13 protein-coding genes and 2 rRNA genes are annotated in these 12,882 nt (G+C 63.4%); 8 read left to right on the top strand and 7 right to left on the bottom strand.

Translation table 11 applies throughout. The features are described 5' to 3' along the window. The 4 genes from C793_RS0112490 to C793_RS0112475 form a co-directional block, all read left to right on the top strand. A 23S ribosomal RNA gene (locus C793_RS0112490) occupies window positions 1-2,346 on the top strand; the annotation flags it as partial. A gap of 96 nt (window positions 2,347-2,442) precedes the next feature. Beyond that, a 5S ribosomal RNA gene (rrf, locus tag C793_RS0112485) occupies window positions 2,443-2,558 on the top strand. Window positions 2,559-2,837: 279 nt separating this feature from the next. Further along, complete coding sequence (locus C793_RS0112480; protein WP_017431287.1) at window positions 2,838-3,035, top strand: hypothetical protein; 198 nt, start codon at window positions 2,838-2,840, stop codon at window positions 3,033-3,035. Between the two features lie 144 nt (window positions 3,036-3,179). Beyond that, window positions 3,180-3,755 carry an isochorismatase family protein gene (locus tag C793_RS0112475; RefSeq protein WP_017431286.1) on the top strand — a complete coding sequence of 192 codons (576 nt, stop codon included), beginning with the start codon at window positions 3,180-3,182 and terminating at the stop codon, window positions 3,753-3,755. 14 nt (window positions 3,756-3,769) lie between these two features. On the opposite strand, the gene yaaA is transcribed toward C793_RS0112475, so the two are convergent. Together yaaA and C793_RS0112465 are read right to left on the bottom strand one after the other, a co-directional pair. Next, entirely contained in the window at window positions 3,770-4,552 is a 783-nt protein-coding gene (yaaA, locus tag C793_RS0112470; RefSeq protein ID WP_017431285.1) for a peroxide stress protein YaaA, read from the bottom strand. Window positions 4,553-4,704: 152 nt separating this feature from the next. Beyond that, on the bottom strand, window positions 4,705-5,736 hold the full coding sequence (locus C793_RS0112465; protein WP_017431284.1) for an NADP(H)-dependent aldo-keto reductase: 1,032 nt from the start codon (window positions 5,734-5,736) through the stop codon (window positions 4,705-4,707). A gap of 241 nt (window positions 5,737-5,977) precedes the next feature. Here C793_RS0112465 and C793_RS0112460 point away from each other — a divergent pair, with 241 nt between their 5' ends. Both C793_RS0112460 and C793_RS0112455 read left to right on the top strand, forming a co-directional pair. Continuing rightward, window positions 5,978-6,469: a tetratricopeptide repeat protein gene (locus tag C793_RS0112460; protein ID WP_017431283.1), complete on the top strand. Its 492-nt coding sequence runs from the start codon at window positions 5,978-5,980 to the stop codon at window positions 6,467-6,469. Window positions 6,470-6,558: 89 nt separating this feature from the next. Further along, window positions 6,559-7,065, top strand: a complete 507-nt coding sequence (locus C793_RS0112455; protein WP_017431282.1) for a hypothetical protein — start codon at window positions 6,559-6,561, stop codon at window positions 7,063-7,065. Here the strand turns inward: C793_RS0112455 and C793_RS0112450 are convergent. The 4 genes from C793_RS0112450 to C793_RS0112435 are packed head-to-tail and all read right to left on the bottom strand — an operon-like array spanning window position 7,049 to window position 9,510. Then, window positions 7,049-8,020 (bottom strand): NAD(P)H-quinone oxidoreductase, encoded by a 972-nt coding sequence (locus C793_RS0112450; protein ID WP_017431281.1) that lies wholly within the window; start codon window positions 8,018-8,020, stop codon window positions 7,049-7,051. The two genes, C793_RS0112455 and C793_RS0112450, sit on opposite strands and share 17 nt — an antisense overlap. Before the next feature lie 28 nt (window positions 8,021-8,048). Beyond that, a complete protein-coding gene (locus tag C793_RS0112445) occupies window positions 8,049-8,597 on the bottom strand; it encodes an LOG family protein (RefSeq protein WP_017431280.1) in 549 nt (182 codons plus the stop codon). Between the two features lie 39 nt (window positions 8,598-8,636). Further along, window positions 8,637-9,158 (bottom strand): DUF501 domain-containing protein, encoded by a 522-nt coding sequence (locus C793_RS0112440; protein WP_017431279.1) that lies wholly within the window; start codon window positions 9,156-9,158, stop codon window positions 8,637-8,639. A 46-nt stretch (window positions 9,159-9,204) separates the two neighbouring features. Beyond that, entirely contained in the window at window positions 9,205-9,510 is a 306-nt protein-coding gene (locus C793_RS0112435; RefSeq protein ID WP_017431278.1) for a hypothetical protein, read from the bottom strand. Between the two features lie 109 nt (window positions 9,511-9,619). Between C793_RS0112435 and C793_RS0112430 the strand changes: the two genes are divergently transcribed. Continuing rightward, window positions 9,620-10,783 (top strand): MalY/PatB family protein, encoded by a 1,164-nt coding sequence (locus C793_RS0112430; RefSeq protein ID WP_026106277.1) that lies wholly within the window; start codon window positions 9,620-9,622, stop codon window positions 10,781-10,783. A 25-nt stretch (window positions 10,784-10,808) separates the two neighbouring features. On the opposite strand, the gene C793_RS0112425 is transcribed toward C793_RS0112430, so the two are convergent. After that, on the bottom strand, window positions 10,809-11,792 hold the full coding sequence (locus tag C793_RS0112425; protein ID WP_017431276.1) for a tetratricopeptide repeat protein: 984 nt from the start codon (window positions 11,790-11,792) through the stop codon (window positions 10,809-10,811). Window positions 11,793-11,949: 157 nt separating this feature from the next. On the opposite strand from C793_RS0112425, the gene C793_RS0112420 reads away from it, so the two are divergent. Beyond that, window positions 11,950-12,873 carry a GNAT family N-acetyltransferase gene (locus tag C793_RS0112420; protein ID WP_017431275.1) on the top strand — a complete coding sequence of 308 codons (924 nt, stop codon included), beginning with the start codon at window positions 11,950-11,952 and terminating at the stop codon, window positions 12,871-12,873. The last annotated feature ends 9 nt before the right edge of the window (window positions 12,874-12,882 follow it).

Below are 12,882 nucleotides of genomic sequence, written 5' to 3'. Positions count from 1 at the left end.
TGACCGCGTACCTTTTGTATAATGGGTCAGCGACTTATTGTCTGTAGCGAGCTTAACCGACGAGGGGAGGCGTAGCGAAAGCGAGTCTTAACAGGGCGCACAGTTGCCGGCAATAGACCCGAAACCGGGCGATCTACCCATGGCCAGAGTGAAGGTTGCGTAACAGCAACTGGAGGCTCGAACCCACTTATGTTGAAAAATGAGGGGATGAGCTGTGGGTCGGAGTGAAAGGCTAATCAAGCCCGGAGATAGCTGGTTCTCCTCGAAAGCTATTTAGGTAGCGCCTCACGTATCACCGCCGGGGGTAGAGCACTGTTTCGGCTAGGGGGTCATCCCGACTTACCAACCCGAGGCAAACTCCGAATACCGGTGAGTGCGAGCGTGGGAGACACACAGTGGGTGCTAACGTCCACTGTGGAAAGGGCAACAACCCAAACCGTCAGCTAAGGTCCCCAAATACCGGTTCAGTGGGAAACGAAGTGGGAAGGTTCAGACAGCCAGGAGGTTGGCTTAGAAGCAGCCATCCTTTAAAGAAAGCGTAATAGCTCACTGGTCGAATCGGCCTGCGCGGAAGATGTAACGGGGCTAAACCGGTTACCGAAGCTACGGACGCATCCGTCGGATGCGTGGTAGAGGAGCGTCGTGTACGCCGACGAAGGTGGATTGAGAAGTCCGCTGGAGGTATCACGAGTGCGAATGCTGACATGAGTAACGATAAAGGGCGTGAAAAACGCCCTCGCCGGAAGACCCAGGGTTTCTGTTCGACGCTAATCGGAGCAGAGTGAGTCGGCCCCTAAGGCGAGGCCGAAAGGCGTAGTCGATGGGAAACGGGTCAATATTCCCGTACCGGACTGTATGGCGATGGGGGAACGAAGAAGGCTAGGTGAGCCGGGCGACGGTTGTCCCGGTGAAAGTGCGTAGGCTGGAGAATCAGGCAAATCCGGTTCTCCCGGGCCGAGACACGAGACGAAGACACTCCGGTGTTGAAGTCATTGATGCCACGCTTCCGGGAAAAGCCTCTAAGCTCTACATACAGTGCGACCGTACCCCAAACCAACACAGGTGGTCAGGGTGAGAATCCCCAGGCGCTTGAGACAACTCGGGTGAAGGAACTAGGCAAAATGGTGCCGTAACTTCGGGAGAAGGCACGCCGCCACGCCGTGACGCCCCTCGCGGGTCGAGCGGAAGGCGGTCGAAGATACCAGGTGGCTGCAACTGTTTACTAAAAACACAGCACTCTGCCAACGCGCAAGCGGACGTATAGGGTGTGACGCCTGCCCGGTGCCGGAAGGTTAAGTGATGGCGTTAGCTCCGGCGACGCGCTTGATCGAAGCCCCGGTAAACGGCGGCCGTAACTATAACGGTCCTAAGGTAGCGAAATTCCTTGTCGGGTAAGTTCCGACCTGCACGAACGGCGCAATGACGGCCACGCTGTCTCCACCCGAGACTCAGTGAAATTGAAATCGCCGTGAAGATGCGGTGTACCCGCGGCCAGACGGAAAGACCCCGTGAACCTTTACTATAGCTTCACACTGGACGCTGATGATGCCTGTGTAGGATAGCTGGGAGGCATGGAACCCCGGTCGCCAGACCGGGGGGAGCCACCCTTGAAATACCAGCCCGGCATCATGGGCGTTCTCACTCCGATCCGTGATCCGGATCGAGGACCGTGTGTGGTGGGTAGTTTGACTGGGGCGGTCTCCTCCCAAAGTGTAACGGAGGAGCACGAAGGTACCCTCAGCACGGTTGGACATCGTGCAGTGAGTGCAAGAGCACAAGGGTGCTTGACTGCGAGACAGACACGTCGAGCAGGTGCGAAAGCAGGTTCTAGTGATCCGGTGGTTCTGCATGGAAGGGCCATCGCTCAACGGATAAAAGGTACTCCGGGGATAACAGGCTGATACCGCCCAAGAGTTCACATCGACGGCGGTGTTTGGCACCTCGATGTCGGCTCATCACATCCTGGGGCTGAAGTCGGTCCCAAGGGTATGGCTGTTCGCCATTTAAAGTGGTACGCGAGCTGGGTTTAGAACGTCGTGAGACAGTTCGGTCCCTATCTGCCGTGGGCGCAGGATGTTTGCGAAGGGCTGCTCCTAGTACGAGAGGACCGGAGTGGACGCACCTCTGGTGTTCCGGTTGTCACGCCAGTGGCATTGCCGGGTAGCTAAGTGCGGACGGGATAACCGCTGAAAGCATCTAAGCGGGAAGCCCCCTTCAAGATGAGACATCCCCGAGGCCGTGAGCCTCCTGAAGGGCCCAGCAAGACGAGCTGGTTGATAGGCCGGGTGTGGACGCGCTGCAAGGCGTTGAGCTAACCGGTACTAATGGCCCGTGAGGCTTGCCCCTATAACACCCAAGGGGTCGGGTCGCAGGACAACGAGAGACGCAACACCGTCGGATACGCGAGACGTGTCACAGCAGCTTGATATACGACCGGTCATGCCTGACGACCATAGCGGGCGGGAACCACCTGAACCCATGCCGAACTCAGCCGTGAAACCGCCCAGCGCCGATGGTAGTGTGGGGTCTCCCCATGCGAGAGTAGGTCATCGTCAGGCACGTACAGTGCAGAGAACCCGGCCCAGTGCCGGGTTTTTTGTGTGCGCGGGTTTTATGTAAAGCAGGAAGAGCGGGCGTGTTTTAAAAACCGGTCAGCTGTGTGCAGGTAATAAGACATTGTCGCCGCTGACCATGACCTCCCGCAGGCGCTCTGTTACATTCAGTCGATATCGAAACGGGGTACTACCGGGTATACCCGCCGATAAAGCACTGACATAAAGCGCTGATATAGAACACTGACTTAAAGCACCGACATGACGTTAACAGGAGCAAAAATCATGAATGCAAATCTGAAAAAGCTGATGGCCGTGCTGGGTATTCTGATGCTGGCAGGCGGTCTGGCGGCCTGTGAAGACGACAAGGGCCCGGCAGAAAAAGCCGGTGAAAGCATTGATGAAAGCATGGAAGAGGCCGGTGACAGCCTTGAAGAGATGGGCGACGAGATCCAGGAGTCGGCCAACGACGCAGCGGATTAACCGCCGTATGTGTTAACTCCTGCAAGGCGCGGGACTACAACGAAAGATTCCGTCTTTTCCACGTACCGGCATTGAGGCTTAGCTAATAAAAAGCCTATCCTGTGCCGGTATCTCCTTGTGATAACCCTACAAGAAGGAAAAGGTATGCGTCTGGATCGTGAAAAGAGTCTGTTGCTGATCGTGGACCTACAGGCCGGCTTGCTGCCGGTAGTGGATGGTGGCACCCAGGCCGTCAACGAAGCGGGCTGGCTATCGGGTATGGCGGAGCTGGTCGACGTCCCTGTCTGGGTCACCGAGCAGTCGCCGGAAAAGATAGGCGCCAGTGCGCCCGAGCTTCTCGATACGCTTGGCGAGTACCAGTGCTGGCAAAAGCAGCACTTCAGTGCCATGGGCGAGCCGGATTTCCGCCAGGCGCTGGAAGCAACGGGCAAATCGCAGATTGTCCTTTGCGGGGCCGAAGCGCACATTTGCGTGTTGCAGACGGCGCTGGACCTGCAGGCGGCAGGCTATCGCGTTTACTGGGTCAGCGAGGCCACCGTCAGCCGGCGTCAGGGAGATGCCGCGCTGGCCCGGGAGCGAGCCTGTGCCGACGGTGCCGTCGCGGTGTCGGCCGACATGGTGGCCTATGAATGGGTGGAGCGCTGTGACACCGATACCTTCAGGCAGGCGCACAAGGCTTTTTTCAAGCAGCGTTCAGCGCGTCCCCTGACGTTTTTCTGATGCGGGCAGCCGGTTCAGGGGCGATCCTCCTCGCGCCGGCTGAATACCAGGGTATCTCCCTCCGATGCCGCAGCGTTGAAGCGATAGCCGGCGACGTTGAAGTCCTTCAAGCCGTCGGCGTCATCCAGCCGCTCGCGAATCATCCAGGCGCTCATTAGCCCGCGCGCCTTTTTGGCATAAAAGCTGATTATCTTTTCGCGGCCGTTTTTCTCGTCCTTGAATACCGGCGTGATAACGCGGGCATCGAGCGCCCGGGTGTTCACTGCCCTGGCGTATTCTCCGGAGGCCAGGTTGACCAGCACTCGGGATCCGCTCTGGGCAATGGCTTCATCCACTGCCCGTGTCAGTGTGGGCTTCCAGTAGGCATAAAGGTCCTTGCCTGCCGGATTGGCCAGCCGAGTCCCCATTTCCAGGCGATAGGGCTGAATCAGGTCCAGCGGGCGCAACAGGCCGTACAGGCCGGACAGAATGCGCAGGTGCGTCTGGGCAAAGCGGTTGTCGGCGTCGCTGAATGATGCCGCATCCAGCCCGGCATACACATCGCCCTGAAACGCCTGAGCCGCCTGTTTGGCATTGTCCAGGGTAAAAGGCGTTTGCCATTCGCCGAAGCGTGCAGCATTCAGGCCGGCCAGTTTATCGCTGATGCTCATGAGCTCGCTGAGCTGCTGCGGGGAATAATCGCGCAGAATATCGACCAGCTCACGGCTTTGCGGCAAAAAGCCGGGAAGACTGTAGTCGGACGTAGTGGCCGGCGTATCAAACCCCAGCTTCTTGGCGGGAGAAACAATGCTTAACATCAACGCTCCATGAAACTTGGGTAAAAGATCCCTGGTCCGGTAACGGATATCGGCAAAGCCGATGCGGATTAGCAGGATTTCGATACTGAGGGCCATACTATCAGGCCCCGGTCGAAACCGGGGCTATGGCGCCGATAGCGTTTCGCCGAGCCTTACGGGCAGGGGTTGGGCATCTGCCGGTGAATAGCATCGATGGCGTCGATGACGTCATCGTCAAGTCGCAGGGCTTCACTCGCCAGATTGCTTTCCAACTGCTCCATCGTGGTGGCCCCGATGATGTTGCTGGTGAGGAAACGCCGCGAATTGACATAGGCCAGCGCCATCTGCGCGGGGTCCAGCCCGCTGTCCCGGGCCAGCGAGACGTAACTTTCGACGGCTTTTTCCGCCTGCGGCGTGGTATAGCGTTGAAAGCGCTCATAAAGCGTCAGTCGTCCGCCGGCCGGACGGGCACCGTTGAGGTACTTGCCCGAAAGCGCGCCAAACGCCAGCGGTGAATAGGCCAGCAGCCCCACGTTTTCACGGTGGGCGATTTCGGCCAGGCCTACCTCGAAGCTGCGATTGAGCAGGTTATACGGGTTCTGCACCGAAGCAACCCGGGGCAGGTCCAGGCGGTCGGCCAGTTCGAGCGCTTTCATCACACCCCAGGGCGTCTCGTTGGAAAGGCCGATGGCGCGTACCTTGCCGGCGTCGACCAGTTCCTTGAGCGCCGAAAGGCTTTCTTCCAGCGGCGTGGCATCCTCTTCCTCGTCGTGTTCATAGCCCAGCTGACCGAAGAAGTTGGCTTGCCGGTCGGGCCAGTGCAGCTGGTAAAGGTCGATGTAATCGGTTTGCAGCCGTGTCAGGCTGCTATCGATGGCCTGATGCAAGTGTTCCCGGGTCAGCCGTGGCCCGCCGCGGACGTGATTCAGCCCCGGGCCGGCAGCCTTGGTGGCCAGAATGACGTCGTCCCGTGAGCCGCGCCGGGCAAGCCAGGAGCCGACGTGGCGCTCGGTGAGTCCCTGGCTGTCGGCGCGCGGCGGCACCGGATACATCTCGGCGGTATCGATAAAATTGATACCAAAGGCCACGGCACGATCCAGCTGTTCGTGGGCCTGCGCCTCGGTGTTCTGCTCGCCGAAGGTCATGGTACCCAGACACAGCCGGCTGACCTCCATGCCGGTATTACCCAGGGGGCGCGTACGCATCGTGATCTCCTTGCGGAAAAGCGGGAAACTCGTGGCCACAAACGGCCGTTATCTTGCGCGTGAAAGGCATGGTAGCGAGGGTGTTCACGGGCGGCAAATCGAGGGGGTTGAGTCCCCGTCACGCCGGGCGTATGCTTGCCCACCCTTCACCGGCTCAGCGCCGGTTTGAGCAGGGGCAGGGTGACCGCTGGCGTTGGCTCAGGGTCTTTCCGTATCAACTTGATAGGCAAGGTGGTTTGCCATGCTGCAGGCATCATCTTTGTTTACGCGTCTTGAATATCGTCTGGCCGAAAGGCTGTTTCATACCCGCTGGCTGCTGCCGCGATCAAAGCGCACCCAGCGATTGACGTTGAGACTCTTCAAGCGCTGCGCGGACGCGGGGCATCCCGACGCGCTGTCGGTTTACGGGCACATGCTGTTTCATCGCAGCGCCTCGCCCCAGGACAGGGCACGCGGAGCGCGCTACGTGGTGGAAGCGGCCCACGCGGGCGGCCTCAAGGCCCAGTACCAGGTCGCGAGGATTTACGAGTACGGCTGCGCGCAGTATCCGCGCCGCGACGAGTACGCCGTGACCTGGTATGCCCGAGCCGCCAAGGCCGGCCACTACCTCGCCGCCGAGCGCCTGGTGCGCGCCTACCAACAGGGCGAACTGGGGCTTGCGGTTGACGGTGACCAGGCGCAATACTGGCAGCAGATGGCCGACGATACGCTCACCGGGAGCAATGCCGCGTGAGCGCTCACCGGCCGCGAGCCCTTCCCTCTTGCCGGGGCCCTGCGGCCGGCGATTACCCGCACCACGAGCTTCACAGGACAGGAACGCCCGTGACCGAGACGCTACCGACATTGCTGGATATCGAGGCGTCCGGGTTCGGGCGTGGCAGCTATCCGATCGAAGTGGGGATTGCCCGCAGCGACGGTAGCCGCTGTGCGTGCCTGATTCAGCCGCTGGACGAGTGGACCCACTGGGATCCCGGGGCGGAGCGTCTCCACGGCATCTCGCGCGAGCGTCTGCACCGCGAAGGGCGCCCGGTAATACAGGTGGCCCGCTGGCTCAACGATGAGCTGGGTAGCCTGGGGAAGGCGTACAGCGACAGTTGGGGATTTGACAACACCTGGCTGTCGCTGCTGTTTCATCATGCCGGTATGCTCCCCGGTTTCCGTCTGGAGGCATTGCGCCTGCTGCTCAGCGAAGCCCAGCAGGCGCTGTGGAGCGATACCCGGGAGGCGCTGATTGTCGAGCGCGGCATCCAGCGTCATCGCGCCGGCGATGACGCCCGCCTGCTGCAGCTCACCTATGCCCACACCCTGGCGCTTACGACGGCGGATTGACGTCGAGCAGCACCTTGCCGGTATTGGCGTTGCTCTCGACCCGGTCGTGCGCCTCATCCATCTGCTCGATGGGCCAGCTGTGGTCCAGCAGCGCGTGGATATCTCCCTTTTCCAGCAGCGGCCAGACGTGCTCGTGCAGCGCCTGCATGATGCTCCCCTTGGCCGCCGATGACTTGCCGCGCAGGGTCGAGCCCAGCAGGCGCTGACGTTTCAAAAGCATCCGGCCCATATCCAGCTCGGCGTGGCGTCCGCCCATGATGCCGATAAGTACCAGCCGCCCTTCGGTGTTAAGCACGCGCTGGTTATCGGGCAGATAGCTGGCGCCCACCGGGTCGAGAATCACATCGGCGCCGCCCCGGGCTTTTACCGCATCGGCAAAGCTGCCGTCGTGGCGGTTAAAGCCGGCGTCGGCCCCCAGAGCGGCGCAGGCGTCGAGTTTGGCCTGGCTGCCGGCAGTGACCAGACAGGGGTGGCCAAAGGCCCGGCACAGCTGAATGGCCGCGCTACCTACGCCGCTGGCGCCGGCGTGAATCAGGGCACGCTCGCCGGGTTGCAGGCCGCCTTCCATGAAGAGGTTGAGCCAGGCGGTGGCAAAGACCTCGGGCAGCGCCGCCCCCTGGCGCAGATCCAGACCGTCGGGCAGCGGCAGCGCCTGCCGGGCATCCACGTTGACCGCTTCGGCGTAGCCGCCGCCGGCCAGCAGCGCACAGACCCGGTCGCCGACGGCCGGCCGGCTGACACCTTCTCCCACGGCGGATACGATACCGCTGACTTCCAGCCCCGGCACCTCGGTCACGCCGGGCGGCGGCGGGTAGTGCCCGGCGCGCTGCATCAGATCGGCGCGATTGACGCCGGCAAAGGCCACCTGGATCTGTATCTCCCCTTCATCGGGGTGGCCGGGATCGGGCGTCTCCTGCCATTCGGCGTGTTGCTGATTGTAGATAATGGCATGCATGATCGGCTCCTTGTCATCAGTGGCGGGGTCAGTCCGGCAGCCGGGCTTCCAGGGCATCCAGCAGTGCGTCGGGCGTCTCGGCGTCAAGCAGCATGTCCCGAGTCGGGGCGTTGAGAAAACCGTGGCCGACGGCGGAATCGATAAAGGTCATCAGCGGGGTATAGAACCTCTGGACGTTAAGCACGCCCAGGGGTTTCTGGTGCAGGTCGAGATACCCCCAGGTCCAGATTTCAAACAGCTCTTCCAGCGTGCCGATCCCGCCGGGCAGCGCCATGAAGGCATCGGCGTTGGCGGCCATGCGGGCCTTGCGCTCGTGCATATCGCGCACGCGGATCAGCTCGCTCAGCCCGAAGTGCGCCTGCTCGCGCTCCACCAGATGATCGGGCATGACGCCGATGACCTCACCGCCGGCGTCCAGCGCGGCGTTGGCCAGCTCGCCCATCAGCCCGATGCGCGCGCCGCCGTAAACCAGCGTATGGCCGCGCCGGGCTAGCGCCTGGCCCAGGGCGACGGCAGCCTGGCGAAAATCGGGATGATTGCCCGGTCGTGAGCCGAGATAAACGCAAAAATGGGCCATGAAGGAATCCTTGTTGGCGAAGGGGAAAAGCCGAGCAACTCAGGGCAGGCAGTCGTGCAGCTGGTGAACATCGTCCAGCCACTGGCCGATGGCGTTGTGGCTGCCCAGGTGATGGGCGTACTGCGTGTGCAGGCAGCGTACCCGGTTCCAGTTGGTAATGCCGCCGATACCGCGCTCGGTGAGAACATGGGTATAGCCGCGGCGCGCCACATCGGCCCGCTGCGCCTCGCTCATCCAGGCCCAGCGAGCGGTCACGTAGTCGCGGTGGCTCTGGTGGTAGGCGGCCAGAAAGTCGGCGTCTTCGGCGAGTTGCTGTTCCAGCTGTTTGATCACGCCGGCGGCCTCCAGGTGCGAAATGGCCACTTTCAGACGCTCGCTGCACAGCCAGTAGAGGGTGGGAAACGGCGCCTCGCCCACAATGGGCGCCATGCGCAGCACCAGCGGCGTGCCGTCGCCGTCCACGGCCGCGACGGACTCGGTGCCGCGGGGGGCACGGCCCAGCTGGCGGGTAATCATTTCAAGCTCGGACACTGACGGCGGGTGCTCGGTACGGATCAGCATGGCGGTATCTCTTGTAGGCGTCGGCGGCTTGTGAGTAGAAGCCGCGCTACTGGCCGGGCGCGTTCGGCACAATTTTGCTGGAACGGCCCACGGCGCGAAAAAAGCAGCGATTCAGCTGGCCGGGCGTGGCCACATAGCCCCAGTGGTCTTCGCAGTACTCGGCGGCGCGCGCCATCAGCACGTCGTAAAGCCGGTTGAACGGCGCATCATAATCGTAGGGGTCTTCATCCGCCAGGCTGATGTGCGGATAGTCGGCAAAGCGCGCCATGAAATAGCGTTCCAGCTCGGCCTCAACGGCGCGGTGCAGGGGCGTATTGTCCGGGTCGAGCCAGAGGGTGTAGCGAATCGCCATAAAGTGGCTCCTGACGGTTCCCGACGGCAACGGGTTGGGGAATAATGGCCGTGGCGGTGCCTTTGTGACACCGTTGACTATCGGCTTTTGCGTAACAGAGAGGATGATCATGGCGTTTGATTTTGCCACGCCGGTTGAACGGCGCGACCCCGAGGGTGGCTGGCCATCCAAGAAATGGCACCGCTACGCTGACGATGTCCTGCCGCTTTGGGTAGCGGACATGGACTTTCGTTCGCCGCCCGAGGTGATCGACGCGCTGCAGCGTCGCGTTGACCACGGTATTTACGGCTATGGCCAGGTGCCCGTCAGCCTCAAAACCGCGCTGTGCGACTGGAGCCGGGAGCACTACGGCTGGGCTATCGAGCCCGAATGGCAGCAGTGGCTGCCCGGCGTGGTGCCCGCGCTGCACCTGGCCAGCCTGGCGTTGACCGAACCCGGCGACGGCATTTTGACCGTGACCCCGATCTACCCGCCATTTTTGAGCGTGGCGCCGCACACCGAGCGGCTGACGCAGCAGGCCGCGCTGACGCCGCCGGACACTCCCGACGGCGACTGGCGGCTGGACCTCGCCGCGCTGGAAGCCGCCATCACCCCGAAAACCCGGCTGCTGCTCTGGTGCCAGCCGCACAACCCCACCGGGCGGGTGTGGCGCGAAGACGAGCTGGCCGGGCTGGCCGAGCTGGTGGTGCGCCATGACCTCTACGTGGTCTCCGATGAGCTGCACTGTGACCTGCTGCTGGATGAAGGTGCAAGCCACCGGCCGCTGGCGGTCGCTTTCCCCGAACTCGCTGCGCGCACCGTGACGCTCTGGGCGCCGTCCAAGACGTTCAACCTGGCCGGCCTGAGCACCGCCTGCGCGGTGATTCCCGACCCGGCGCTGCGCCAGCGCTTTCAGCATGCCGCCAGCGGGCTGATTCCCGACTGCAACGTCCTGGGGCTGGTCGCGGCCGAAGCCGCCTACACCGACGGCGAGCCCTGGCGTCAGGCGCTGCTGGAGACGCTACGCGGCCATCGCACCCGGATTGCCGGCTACGTCGCACGGTGGCCGGGGGTGCGCATGAGCGCCCCCGAGTCTACCTATCTGGCCTGGCTCGACATGCGCGACGCGGGCCTGGGAGATTCGCCCCAGCAGGCGCTGCTGGAACGCGCCGGGGTGGCGCTATCGGACGGCGCGGACTTTGGTCATCCCGGCTTTGTGCGGCTCAATTTCGGCACCACGGCGACCCAGCTCGACGCCGCGCTCGCACGCATGGACGCCCTGCTCGGCGGCTGAGCCGCCGGCCCGTCCATCGTCGCGGCTAGTACAGCAGCGCGAACAGCCGGCGCCGATAGGCCACGGTCAGCGGATGATCGGCGCCCAGGGCATCGAATACCTGCAGCAGCGTTTTGCGCGCGGCGTCGTCGCCGTAGCTCCGGTCGCTTTGCATCAGCCGCAGCAGGCCTTCCAGCCCGGCCTCGTACTGGCCGTCGGCGAGCTGGCGCAGGGCACGCTGGAAGCGCGCTTCGCTGTCGTCACGCTCGCCCAGCGCCTCGATCTCGGCGTGGGGCAGGGCGCGCTCACCGAACTCGATGCTGGCGCGTACGCCTCGCGCCGGCGCGGCGTCGCGTTCTTCCGGCGGCAGGTTTTCCAGCACGCCCCGGGCATCCTCGGCGCGGCCTTCGGCGACCAGGGCGCGCGCCAGGCTGACCTGGTAGGCATAGTGCTCGGGATACTGCTCCATCAGCGTCTGGTAGATCTCACGGGCACCGGCGGCATCGCCGGCCTCGAGCGCGGCGTCGGCCTGCTCCTCGGGGCTGGCCGGGGCGTCTTCCGGCGGCTGGAAGTAGCGGCCCAGCCATTCACGGATGTCCTTTTCCGGCAGCGCGCCGTTAAAGCTGTCCACCAGGCCGCCCTGGCTGACGAGTTTGACGTCGGGCACCGATTGCACCCCCAGCTGGCCGCCGATTTCCGCATGAGTCTCGACGTCGAGTTTGGCCAGAATGAACGCCCCGCGGTATTCCACGGCGAGCTTTTCCAGCACCGGGGTCAGCGTCTGGCACGACTCATTCCCGGGGGCCCGGCAGTCCAGCAGCACCGGCACCTGCATCGAGGCCTCCAGCACCTGCTGAATGTTGCCGGCGTCGGCGTCGATAATGACGTCTTCGCGGCGCAGCTCTCCCGAGGCGGCAGCGCCTTCGCCACCCGGAGCGCCGGGCTGCGGTGCGGCCGTATCAGCGGATGGGCTGGACGAGTCGAGCGGGCCGGTCAGCGCTTCGCCGGTACGCGGATCAATAATCGGCATGATATATCTCTGAAAAAGCGGTTCTGATAAGACGGTAGATTTAGCTACTATGTGCAGGCGATACCCCCCGGATTCAAGGCGCGGATACCCGCTCGTGCGGTTTATTTTGCGTATGCCTTGATGCTTTGTATGCCCTTGAGAGTCAGGAGATGCCCGCGTGACCCCAGCCCCCGATGACGCCCCCGAGACGGTTGAGCCCTGCCCGCTGATGTTACGCCGTCAGGCTGTCATGCAGCTGGCGGCCGCCAGCCACACCGCCGGCCGCCGCGAGCTGGCGCAGGCCATTGATGCCCATCTTGAAGCGCCGGATCACGACTGGGACGGACTCAGGGTTGTGCTGCAGGACGGTGAGCTCGAGGCCGCGCTCTGGGTGCAGCCGCTGCCCGGCAACATGGCCCAGCTGTGGCAGTCCGACGCCACGGGGCAGCGGGCGGCCGCGCTGCTGGCCGATGCGCGCCGCTGGGTCGCGGAACAGGGCTTCAGGCTCTGTCAGACGGTGCTCACCCCCGACCAGAGCGACGCCGCCCGGGCGCTGGAAAGCGCCGGTATGACGCTGGTGGCACCGCTGGAATATCTCACCGCCCCGGTGCCCGATGCCGGCACGCTGCCCGAGGCCCCGGCGATCCGCCAGCGGCCCTGGGATAGCCTGGACAGCGCGCGGCAGCTGGCACTGCTGGACGCGGTGCAGCAGGACTCGCTGGACTGCGTGGCGCTATGCGACGTCCTGGATGCCGAAGCGCTGCTGGCCGGCTTCCTTCAGCAGGATGAGCAGGCGCCGGCCCACTGGCGGGTTATACAAACATCAGCGAGCGGTGATGCCGCGCCGGCCGGCGTGTTGCTGCTGGCGCCGCGTCCGGAGGTGCAAGGCATGGAGCTGTTGCTGATGGGGCTGGTGCCGGCGGCTCGTGGTCAGGGGCTGGGCCAGGCGGTGCTCAATGCCGCCTTTGCCGAGGCTCGCAACGCCGGCGCGCAACGGCTGCTGCTCTCGGTGGACATGACCAATACGCCCGCCCGCCGGCTGTATCAGGCGGCCGGCTTTGTCTGCTATTCGCGTCAGCAGGTGTATGCCTGGCTGTCGTAAGCGTATTAA

The sequence above is a fragment of the Vreelandella jeotgali Hwa genome (assembly GCF_000334215.1).
In the GTDB taxonomy this organism is placed as follows: domain Bacteria; phylum Pseudomonadota; class Gammaproteobacteria; order Pseudomonadales; family Halomonadaceae; genus Vreelandella; species Vreelandella jeotgali.
The sequence above is the reverse complement of the archived record's forward strand: the minus strand, read 5'-3'. Positions and strand labels throughout refer to the sequence as shown.

Excerpts from the sequence above, each read along its gene's own strand:
- C793_RS0112445 (WP_017431280.1), bottom strand. The coding sequence starts at position 8,597 with ATGGCCCATTTTTGCGTTTATCTCGGCTCACGACCGGGCAATCATCCC.
- C793_RS0112425 (WP_017431276.1), bottom strand. The coding sequence starts at position 11,792 with ATGCCGATTATTGATCCGCGTACCGGCGAAGCGCTGACCGGCCCGCTC.
- C793_RS0112450 (WP_017431281.1), bottom strand. The coding sequence starts at position 8,020 with ATGCATGCCATTATCTACAATCAGCAACACGCCGAATGGCAGGAGACG.
- C793_RS0112430 (WP_026106277.1), top strand. The coding sequence starts at position 9,620 with ATGGCGTTTGATTTTGCCACGCCGGTTGAACGGCGCGACCCCGAGGGT.
- yaaA (WP_017431285.1), bottom strand. The coding sequence starts at position 4,552 with ATGTTAAGCATTGTTTCTCCCGCCAAGAAGCTGGGGTTTGATACGCCG.
- C793_RS0112440 (WP_017431279.1), bottom strand. The coding sequence starts at position 9,158 with ATGCTGATCCGTACCGAGCACCCGCCGTCAGTGTCCGAGCTTGAAATG.
- C793_RS0112460 (WP_017431283.1), top strand. The coding sequence starts at position 5,978 with ATGCTGCAGGCATCATCTTTGTTTACGCGTCTTGAATATCGTCTGGCC.
- C793_RS0112480 (WP_017431287.1), top strand. The coding sequence starts at position 2,838 with ATGAATGCAAATCTGAAAAAGCTGATGGCCGTGCTGGGTATTCTGATG.
- C793_RS0112465 (WP_017431284.1), bottom strand. The coding sequence starts at position 5,736 with ATGCGTACGCGCCCCCTGGGTAATACCGGCATGGAGGTCAGCCGGCTG.
- C793_RS0112435 (WP_017431278.1), bottom strand. The coding sequence starts at position 9,510 with ATGGCGATTCGCTACACCCTCTGGCTCGACCCGGACAATACGCCCCTG.
- C793_RS0112475 (WP_017431286.1), top strand. The coding sequence starts at position 3,180 with ATGCGTCTGGATCGTGAAAAGAGTCTGTTGCTGATCGTGGACCTACAG.